Annotated in this window: 7 protein-coding genes and 1 pseudogene; 1 reads left to right on the forward strand and 7 read right to left on the reverse strand. The window is 71.5% G+C overall.

Features of this window, described 5'->3' with window-relative positions; all coding sequences use genetic code 11:
* From EBM89_RS18585 to EBM89_RS18610, 6 genes are all read right to left on the reverse strand, one after another.
* On the reverse strand, positions 1 to 189 hold a 189-nt coding region (locus EBM89_RS18585), incomplete at its 3' end, for a WXG100 family type VII secretion target (RefSeq protein WP_199732195.1).
* A 374-nt stretch (positions 190 to 563) separates the two neighbouring features.
* Positions 564 to 1775 carry a hypothetical protein gene (locus tag EBM89_RS18590; protein ID WP_122151114.1) on the reverse strand — a complete coding sequence of 404 codons (1212 nt, stop codon included), beginning with the start codon at positions 1773 to 1775 and terminating at the stop codon, positions 564 to 566.
* Positions 1776 to 1840: 65 nt separating this feature from the next.
* Positions 1841 to 3007: a mannonate dehydratase gene (gene uxuA, locus EBM89_RS18595; protein WP_122151115.1), complete on the reverse strand. Its 1167-nt coding sequence runs from the start codon at positions 3005 to 3007 to the stop codon at positions 1841 to 1843.
* A gap of 114 nt (positions 3008 to 3121) precedes the next feature.
* The gene (locus tag EBM89_RS18600) at positions 3122 to 4426 is read right to left on the reverse strand and encodes an ABC transporter substrate-binding protein (protein ID WP_122151116.1); all 1305 of its coding nucleotides are present in this window, start codon (positions 4424 to 4426) and stop codon (positions 3122 to 3124) included.
* 80 nt (positions 4427 to 4506) lie between these two features.
* Positions 4507 to 5307 carry a carbohydrate ABC transporter permease gene (locus tag EBM89_RS18605; protein WP_122151117.1) on the reverse strand — a complete coding sequence of 267 codons (801 nt, stop codon included), beginning with the start codon at positions 5305 to 5307 and terminating at the stop codon, positions 4507 to 4509.
* 3 nt (positions 5308 to 5310) lie between these two features.
* Entirely contained in the window at positions 5311 to 6180 is an 870-nt protein-coding gene (locus EBM89_RS18610; RefSeq protein WP_122151118.1) for a carbohydrate ABC transporter permease, read from the reverse strand.
* Positions 6181 to 6405: 225 nt separating this feature from the next.
* On the opposite strand from EBM89_RS18610, the gene EBM89_RS18615 reads away from it, so the two are divergent.
* Positions 6406 to 7398 (forward strand): LacI family DNA-binding transcriptional regulator, encoded by a 993-nt coding sequence (locus tag EBM89_RS18615; RefSeq protein ID WP_122151119.1) that lies wholly within the window; start codon positions 6406 to 6408, stop codon positions 7396 to 7398.
* A 68-nt stretch (positions 7399 to 7466) separates the two neighbouring features.
* On the opposite strand, the pseudogene EBM89_RS22640 reads toward EBM89_RS18615, so the two are convergent.
* Positions 7467 to 7585: pseudogene (locus tag EBM89_RS22640) on the reverse strand (IS30 family transposase); the annotation flags it as partial.

Below are 7585 nucleotides of genomic sequence, written 5' to 3' on the forward strand. Positions count from 1 at the left end.
CGCGTCCTCACGCCAGCGCGCCATCAGCGCGTTGAACGCCACGGCGCCCTGGCCCTGCCAGTGCGACCCGATGCCCGAGAGCTTGCCCTCCAGGGCGCTCAGCTCACGCTGCAGCTCCCCACGGCTCTGCGCGACCGCGTCGGCGCCCTGCTTGAGCGCGCCATCTGCTGCGGAAACCTCTGCTGCCATGTCACCTCCCCCTCCACGGCCCGGCGAACCGGAAACCGGACGAACGTCCGAAACCAGGCATGAGCACGGTAGCCGAATCCCGAGAGGGAGTCAGCCCGCGTCACCCGACCTGGGGACGACCTCACTCCGGAAGTGCTGCGAAGTTCGCCGAACCGGCGCAACTGCGCCGCGCGCCGCTCCACGGGCAGAGCCCGCTCGCCATTCCCGAGCCCGTCGTCGTCGCACGATGAAGCCGCGGCGCAGCACATGCCCAGACCAGCGGCGGCGCGCCTCCCCCGGCTGCTATCCAGTCCGCTGCGGGTGATGTTCCACGTGAATCCCCTGGTCAGCGCACCATGGTCATGCCTGTCGAGCGCGCCATGCCAGCGGAGCCACTACCGCCACTGGAACGTTGCGTTCCACGCCAGTGCGTCCAACGCCTCGCCCGTGAGACCCCCGTGCCGCACCCGCATCAGGTCCCGCACCCACCGCGAGTGATCCGGCACCGCTGCCCAGTCGACTGGCGGCGTGCACGCCTGCGCGACCAGCTCCTCCACAGCCCGGAGCGCCGCCGACGGCAGCCCCGCCCCGGCGAGCTCCGCGAGCGCGGCCTCGCGGTCGGTCCCCGGCCACGCCCGCGTCCCGACCCCGAGGTACGCGACCACGGCGGTGCTCAGCGCCCGCATGTCCGCCCACCCGTCGGGCAGCAGCTCCACGTCGTGGTCCTCCTCGCGCCGCCACCGGTCGCGGGACTCGCGCAGGAACCGTTCGACCCGCTCGTCGTCCGACTCGTCGTCCTCCCCGCGCGGGACCCGGATCCGGGGGATGGAGCGCAGCAGCTCGTGGCGGCGCCCCGTCGCGAGGTCGGCGACCTCGGTGAGGAAGACGTCGTGCGCGTCCTGCGGGGTGGCGAGCCGGGCGATGACCCGGTCCCGACCCATGTCGCTGTAGACGACCTCGTACCAGCGGCCCGAGCGGCGCAGGTCGACGTGCTCGCTGCTCAGCGCGGTCGGGAACCCCTCGACGCTGAACTCGCTGCCTTCGTGCAGCCCGAGCGCCAGGCAGGCGTGCCGGATGCGCGCGAGCGGGTCGTCCGGGACGTCGCCGTCGACCGCCACGGGGTAGGCGTCCGGGCCGGTCCCGGGGCGGGGTGGCGCGACCGGCCAGAACGGATCCACGACGATCCTCCGGCCTGGCCGCGCCAGGTGATCGGGCAGCGCGATCGCGGCCGTCACCACGAGGACCACGCCGACGCCGACGGCGATGAGCAGCACCCCGGTGGCTGTGCGCCACCCGCCGTCGAGCAGGAGCACGCCCCACCCGATCAGCGGCACACCCACCGAGGCGACCGCGGCGGCGATGGCCACCAGCTCCGGGGAGCGGCGTCCTGGTCGGCGCTGCCCGCGGCCCATGAGGACGACCGCGGCCGTCAGCAGCAGGCCGACGAGCACGATCCAGCCGCCGAGCACCGCCAGCGCCGGTGCGTCCGCGAGCCCGAGCAGCAGGGCCCCGCCGAGGACGACCAGCGTGAGCAGCGCGACCGCGACGGCGGCGGTCGCCGGAGGTAGCGGACCGTCGTCGTGGGTCTCGGAAGGTGTGCGGTCCACGGCGTCACCCTAGTGAGGACGCCCTGGGGACCACCCGGGCGACTACCGTCAAGGCCGTGCGGACGTCACACCCCGCGCAACCCCCGCACCGCCCGCTCCACCCCCCGCAGCTCGGCAAGCCCCCGCATCCGCCCGTACAGCGAGTACCCCGGGTTCGTCACCCGAGCCGCGTCGTCCAGCAGCACGTGCCCGTGATCCGGCCGCATGGGGATCGCCGCCCCGCGCCGCGCCTCCTCCTCCACGAGCGCCGTGATCACGGCGACCATGTCCGCGTCCCCGTCCAGGTGCGGCGCCTCCGTGAACGACGCCCCATCCGGATCCAGGGACACCGACCGCAGGTGCGCGAAGTGGATCCGCGAGGCGAACCGCCGCGTCATCTCGACCACGTCGTTGTCCGCCCGCGACCCGTACGACCCCACGCACATCGTCAGCCCGTTCACCTCCGACGGCGCCGCCTCCAGCACCTCGGCCGCGTCGTCGGCGGTCGACACCACGCGTGGCAGCCCGAACATCGGCCGCGGCGGGTCGTCCGGGTGGATCGCCATCCGCACCCCGACCTGTTCGGCCACGGGGATCACCGCCCGCAGGAACCCCGCGAGGTTCTCCCGCAGCCGGTCCGCGGGCACGTCGTCGTACGTGGCGAGCGCCGCGCGGAACTCCTCCAGCCCGTAGTGCTCCTCGGCGCCGGGCAGACCCGCGAGGATCGTGGCGCGCAGCCGCCCCCTCTCGTCAGCGGAGAGCCCGTCCCACAGCCGCGCAGCCGCCTCGGTCTGCACCCCCGTCCAGTCTCCCGCCGCCCCCGGCCGCGCGAGGTCAAACAGGTCGAACGCCGCCAGCGCCGTCGCGTCGAACCGCAGCGCGAGCGCCCCGTCCGGCATCGGGTACGCGAGGTCGGTCCGGGTCCAGTCGAGGACAGGCATGAAGTTGTAGCAGACGACGTCGAGCCCGCAGGCGGCGAGGTTCCGCAGCGTCTGCTGGTACGCCTCGATCGCCTCGGCGGCGCGCGGCCCGCCGGTCTTGATGTCCTCGTGCACCGGCACGCTCTCGACGACCGCCCACACCAGCCCGGCGGCCTCGATCTCGGCCTGCCGGGCCCGGATCTCCTCGACCGGCCACACGGCCCCGTTGGGGATGTGGTGCAGGGCGGTGACGATGCCGGTCGCCCCGGTCTGCCGGACCTCGGCCAGCGTGATGGGGTCGGTGGGGCCGAACCAGCGCCAGGTGTGCTGCATCGCGGGGGTCTCCTCGGTCGTCGTCGATCGGGCTCGTTCGAGCCTGGCACACGGTCCGGCCGGCGGCCGTCAGGAAGAAGATTCCTTATGCCGCCGGCCGGTCCGCAGCGGGCATCAGCCGTTGAGCGTGGCGAGCTCGGTCGCGGGGTCCGCGCCGTTCGCGATGTTCTGCAGCACGACCCCGAGGTCGTTCTCCAGGCCGTCGTTGTCCGAGGTGAGCTTGCGCGGGAACTCGGCGTCGGCGAGCGCGTCGGTGACGATCTGCACGGACTCCAGGGCGACCGGGTTCTCGTCGGCGCCCAGCTCGGCGGACACGCCCTCGGCGGCCGGGAAGCCCTGCATCGTGTTCACCCAGATCTGCTGGCCCTGGCCGACGGCGAGGAACTCGGCGAACTTCTGGGCGGCCTCGAGCTTCGGGCCCTCGAGCTCGGCGCTCAGGGCGATGGAGTAGTCGACGCCGGAGACGGCCTTGGCCTCGTTGTCACCGAGCGTCGGCATCGGCGCCATGCCGAGCACGTCGTCCGCGACCGCGGAGCCCGGGGTCTCGGAGTTGCCGGACAGGGTCGCGGAGACGTGCCACGAGCCGGTCGGCATCGCGAGGGCCTTGCGGGCCAGCAGGTAGTCGTCGCGCGCCGACGGGTAGATGGTGGTCGACGTCGCGCCCTCCTGGAAGACGCCGTTGTCGAACAGCTCGGCCCAGCGCTCCGCGGCGGCGACCAGCGGCTCGGCGTCCCAGGAACCCTCGCCGGACGCGGCCTCGTAGATGGCCTCGCCGTCGCCGAACTGGGTGCTCAGCCAGACGAAGAAGTCGTCGGCGTGCCACGCGTCGGCGGCGCCCATCGCGAACGGGGTGTACCCGGCGGCGCGGGCGGCCTCGGAGACGGCGAGCAGCGACTCGTAGTCGGTCGGCAGCTCGAGCCCGAGCTCGTCGAACAGCGTCTGGTTGTAGAGGTAGAACTCGGAGCCGGCCGTGAGGATCGGCACGGCGGCGACGACGCCGTCGGAGGTGGTGACCGAGTCGAGGAGCTCGGGCTTGATGCCGTCGATCCAGTCGGCGGCGTAGTCCTGGGTGTCCAGGGCGTACTCGGCGTAGTCGTCGAACGCGGAGCCGACCTGGATGCCGTAGATGTCGGGCACCTCGCCGGCCAGGATCAGGTTGTCGAGCTCGCCGAGGTAGTTGCCGGCGCCCTCGGCACCCTCGTACTGGATGGTGATGTCGGGGTTCTCGGCCTCGAAGGCGTCGATGATGTCGGCGGCCTGGTCGACCGTGGGGATCCACGACCGGTACACCAGGGTCACGGAGCCGTCCTCGGCCACGCCGTCGTCACCGCCGGAGCCGCAGCCGGCGACGAGCAGGGCGAGGGTGGCGGTGGCGGCGCCGGCCGCGAGGGTGCGGCGCCGGGAGGAGGTGGTGCGCATCTCGGTTCTCCTGAGGGGTTCGACGTTGAACTGCAGGTCAGCGCGCCGACGAGCGGCGCTGGGGGCACGACGGGAGGGCGTCAGCTCTTCACGGCGCCGGCGGTGAGGCCGGACTGCAGGTACCGCTGGCTGAACAGGTAGACGATGACCGACGGGATCGTCATGAGGATGAGGCCGGCGTAGAGCTGGCCGATCTGCTCCTGCGACATGCGCTCGTACTGCAGCAGCGCGACGGCCGCGGTGACGGGGAACTTCCCCTCGTCGGAGAGCAGCAGGTTGGGCAGCAGGTACTCGTTCCAGCAGTACACGAACGACAGGACGCTGACGTTCGCGAGCACCGGGCCGGACAGCGGCAGGAAGATCTTGGTGAACACGCCGATCGGGCGCGCGCCGTCGATCGTGGCCGCCTCGACGAGCTCGGCGGGGATGCCGTCGAAGTGGTTCTTCATCAGCAGCAGCATCACGAGGACGTTGAAGGCGACGAGCGGGATGATGACGCCGACGTACGAGTCGCGCAGGCCCAGGTCGTTCATCGTCGCGAACAGCGGGGTCACCACGGACGCGACGGGGATGGCCATGCAGGCGAGCAGGGCGCGGTAGAGGAAGTTCCGGCCGCGGAACCGCATCCGGGCGAACGCGAACCCGGCGAGCGACGAGATCACCACGATGATGACGGTGGACCCGCCGGCGAGCAGGAAGCTGTTGCCGATCGCCGACCAGTAGTCGAACCGCGGGTGGTTGAGCACCGCCTCGTAGTTGCCGGCGCCGCCGACCTTGAAGGACTCGACGAAGGCGATGACGATCGGGTAGATCCACATCGCGGCGAGCACGCACAGGACGGCGTACATGACCGTCCACATGAGGGTCTTCTGGTTGCGCACGGTCTACTTCTCCCTGCTGCTCAGGCGGGTCTGGACCAGGGACAGCACGAACGCCGCGACGAGGATGAAGATCCCGATGGCCGACGAGTAGCCCGCGTCCCGGTTGAGGCGCTCCTGGTAGAGGAACGTGCTGAGGAAGTGCGTCGAGACGCCGGGGCCGCCCTGGGTGGTGAGCCAGACGGTGTCGAACGTCTTGAGCGACCCGACGATGCCGAGCAGGATCAGCACGCCGGTGGTGCCGCGCAGCGACGGGACCGTGATGCTGAACAGCCGGCGCCACCAGCCCGCGCCGTCGAGGGACGAGGCCTCGTACAGCTCGTCGGGGATCGACATCAGGCCGCTGAAGTAGACCATCATCGAGAAGCCCATCCAGGCGAACACGTTGATGACGACGATCGACCAGACGCCGAGGTCGGCGCCGAGCCACAGGATCGTGTCGTTCTCGCCGAGCAGCCCGAGCGCCCGCAGCGTCTCGTTGAGCGAGCCGTAGTTGGCCTCGAACATGTACTTGAAGACGGTGGCGATGATCGCGGGGGCCATGGCGATCGGCAGGAAGAAGATCGCCTTGAAGAAGTTGGCCCCGGGCATCCGCTCCTTGGCGATGACCGCGATCAGCAGGCCGAGGACGGTCTGCAGCCCGACGGTCGCGACCATGAAGACCAGCGTGTTCCGCAGCGCGATGTAGAACGTGCGGTCCTGGAACAGCCTCTCGTAGTTGTCGAGCCCGATGAAGTCCATGCGGGTCAGGCCGTTCCAGTCGGTCAGGCTGGCCCAGACGGCGAACCCGACCGTGTAGTACAGGAGCGCACCGGCCAGCACGACCACGGGGGCCACGTACAGGTAGGGCGCCCACCGGCCGCCGAACTGCCTCATCGCGGTTCTCCTAGGTCATCGTTGAACTAAGGCCGCCGGCCGGAGCCGGCGGGTTGTGGTTCAACGTCGTAGTTCGACGTTGAACGTGGGGGACGCTAGCACAGGTACGATCGGCCGGACGACCCTGGACCGGGTGGTTCCGCTGGACGTCACGACCCGGGACGAACCGGGACGAACCACCGGCACCCGGGGCCGGACGTGCCCGCACGACGAGAGGAAACCCCGATGGCGCGAGTGCGCCTCGCCGACGTGGCCGAGCGCGTGGGCGTCTCCACCAAGACGGTGTCCAACGTGGTCAACGGCACCGGGTACGTGAGCGCCGCCGTGCGCGAGCGCATCCTCGCCACCATCGACGAGCTCGGCTACCGGCCCAACCTCGCCGCCCGCCAGCTCCGCAACGGCTCCTCCGGGCTCATCGGCCTGTGCGTGCCGTCGCTCCGCGAGCCCTACTTCGCGGAGTTCGCGTCCGAGTTCGTGTCCGCCGCCGAGGCCCGCGGCGCCACCGTCCTCGTCACCCAGTCCAAGGGCAACCGGGACACCGAGCTCTCCATGCTGGAGTGCGAGGACCTGCCCGCCGTCGACGGCCTCGTGTTCAGCCCGCTGACCCTCACCCCCGAGGACACCGCCGCGCGCCGCAGCCGCGTCCCCCTCGTGCTCATCGGCGAGCACGGGGAGGCCCTCGCCTCCGACACCATCACCCACGTCGGACCGGACAACGCCGCCGCCGCCGAGCTCGCCACCCGGCACCTGATCGAGGACGGCCGCCGCCGCATCGCCGCCGTCGGCGTCCAGGTGCACGACCCCTCCGGCACCGGCCAGGTCCGGTACGAGGGCTACCGGCGCGCGCTCGCCGCCGCGGGCATCCCCGAGGACCCCGACCTGCTCGTCAGCGTCGACCGGTTCAACCGCGCCGAGGGCTCCGACGCCGTCGAGCGGCTGATCGCGGACGGCGTCGAGTTCGACGGGCTGTTCTGCTTCAACGACTCCCTGGCGTTCGGGGCGCTCTACACCCTGGGGGTGCACCGGATCGCGGTGCCCGAGACGGTGCGCGTCGTCGGGTACGACAACATCGAGGAGGGCGGGTTCGTCGTCCCGCCGCTCACCACGATCGACCCGGGCCTGCAGTCCTCGACGGACCTGATCCTCGACCTGCTGGTGGGCGCGCGGAAGGCCGAGGGCGGCCACATCCCCACCCCCCACACCCTCGTCGAACGCTGACCCCGCGCGCTGACCCCGCGCGCGCCGGCGTCGAGTGGTCAGCAGGTGCGGGGATCCGGGCGGCGGTTTCAGGCGGCGGTTGCAACGAGTAGGTCGTTGAGTCGTTGTGCGGGATTCTGCCAGTCCAGGGTCTCGCGGGGTCGGCCGTTGAGCTGGCGGGCGACGGCGTCGAGGTCGTCCTGGGTCC

It is taken from the genome of Cellulomonas triticagri (genome assembly GCF_003696205.1).
GTDB classification, from domain to species: Bacteria; Actinomycetota; Actinomycetes; order Actinomycetales; family Cellulomonadaceae; genus Cellulomonas; species Cellulomonas triticagri.

Bases quoted from the DNA above. Each gene is read 5' to 3' on its own strand.
- uxuA (WP_122151115.1), bottom strand. From the start codon at position 3,007: ATGCAGCACACCTGGCGCTGGTTCGGCCCCACCGACCCCATCACGCTG.
- EBM89_RS18600 (WP_122151116.1), bottom strand. From the start codon at position 4,426: ATGCGCACCACCTCCTCCCGGCGCCGCACCCTCGCGGCCGGCGCCGCC.
- EBM89_RS18610 (WP_122151118.1), bottom strand. From the start codon at position 6,180: ATGAGGCAGTTCGGCGGCCGGTGGGCGCCCTACCTGTACGTGGCCCCC.
- EBM89_RS18615 (WP_122151119.1), top strand. From the start codon at position 6,406: ATGGCGCGAGTGCGCCTCGCCGACGTGGCCGAGCGCGTGGGCGTCTCC.